Genomic DNA, 1,672 nt, shown 5'->3' on the forward strand with positions numbered 1-1,672 from the left:
CCCGCGCTTGACGCCATAGCCGTCAAGCAAATCGAAGTAAGTGTTGTAATACTAGTAAAATAAGGGGGTATTCAATTATCTGTTGAAGAAAAGATGAATATAGATATTCTTCGAAATTCTTTAACCACAAGAATTTTATGGAACTGTGCAGAAGCAAATGGTTTCTATAAACGCTTTGGCAAAATAACGCCGCAAGTGTTTATAGATTTGCTTTTGCATTGTGCCTTGCATCAAGCAGGTTATTGTTCCTTAAGCCAGATGAGTAACTACTTATCCTGGCAATTGAATATAGATGTAAGTAAGCAGGCCATTGATGAACGATTTACGGACTCAGCTTATAAATATGTGTTGTCAGTCGTCAATTATATTGCCGGTCAACGTATGAGCAGTGCATTAGATACCTCTTTTTTAGAAGCTTTTAGCCGGGTTAGAATAAAGGATTCTACCAAGTTCAAATTACCATGCTGGCTGAAAGATCAATACAAAGGTCATGGTGGTTTTGGGGATATCCAGTCAGGCATGTGTATTCAGTTTGAATATGATCTCAAATCCAATGCGATTATAGGTTTTTCCCTGACCAATGAAACCCGAAACGATTTTGAAGAGTCCAGAGAAGAACCACAGCCAATTCTTTCAAATGACTTACTAATCCGGGATTTAGGCTACTGGAGTATAAATAAGTTCAAACAAATAAAGTCTGCAGGAGCATTTTTTCTCTCCCGATTAAATACCACGGTAGAACTATTTGATTTGCAAGGAAACAGGTTTGAATTAAAGACAGTCTATCAGAAGATGAAAAAATACCGACTGACTCATCAGCAGTTTATAGTCCGGTTAGGAATAAAAGAGCAGATCGTGGTTCGGCTATGTGTCAGTTTAGCTTCTGATGAAGTATATGAGAAACGCATTACCACATTGAAAAAGCAAAATCAGAGATATAAAAATGCAACAATTCGCCAAGAGACAAAGGACAGATATCATCTGAATCTATTTGTTACTAATATACCCTGCCAGATACTTGATACCCCGGATATTTTAAAGGCATACCATTTTCGTTGGCAGATAGAATTGATTTTTAAACAGTGGAAAAGCATTGCCGGCGTGGCTTCTGTTACAGCTGTCAGAGCAGAACGTTTTCTTTGTATTCTATACGCCAAACTTATTCTGATTCTAATAAATTACAGATTTATGCGTGTTATACAATCTTTCTATTATCGTACAAATCAACGGCTTTTAAGTCCATACAAATGCATGCAAAGCCTTTGGCTACATTTTGATATAATCTGTGATATTCTAAAGAGGAAAGGTTGGCGAAATACAACATATATAGACTCCCTGGTCACCCGGTTTAGTAGAAATCATTATCTGGAGAATAGAAAAAAACATATCACGTTTGAAGATTTATTTTACTATTATCTTAAATAAAATAATTATATAGACTATATTTAAATAAAAAAACCGGAGTCCCTTGTTGTCCTGACAATACTCCGGTTCTTACTCTAAAAAACTAAACGTTCTTTATCATGGTGAAAAATACGAAATCAAACCCTGTTCCTCAAAAGAATGGGGTAAAAAAAGCTCTAATACGTACTTTTTTAACATAATCTCACAAAACCACTGCCTTTTTGCTATTTAGAGACATTAGCTTGACGGCTATGGCGCTTGACGCGGG

Annotated in this window: 1 protein-coding gene; it reads left to right on the forward strand. The window is 36.2% G+C overall.

Annotation, left to right across the window (positions count from 1 at the left end; all coding sequences use genetic code 11):
• Positions 1–93: 93 nt before the first annotated feature.
• On the forward strand, positions 94–1,425 hold the full coding sequence (locus tag DWW90_RS20290; RefSeq protein WP_122346279.1) for an IS4 family transposase: 1,332 nt from the start codon (positions 94–96) through the stop codon (positions 1,423–1,425).
• Positions 1,426–1,672: the final 247 nt, after the last annotated feature.

This window comes from Parabacteroides sp. AF17-28 (assembly GCF_003479205.1).
In the GTDB taxonomy this organism is placed as follows: Bacteria; Bacteroidota; Bacteroidia; order Bacteroidales; family Tannerellaceae; genus Parabacteroides; species Parabacteroides acidifaciens.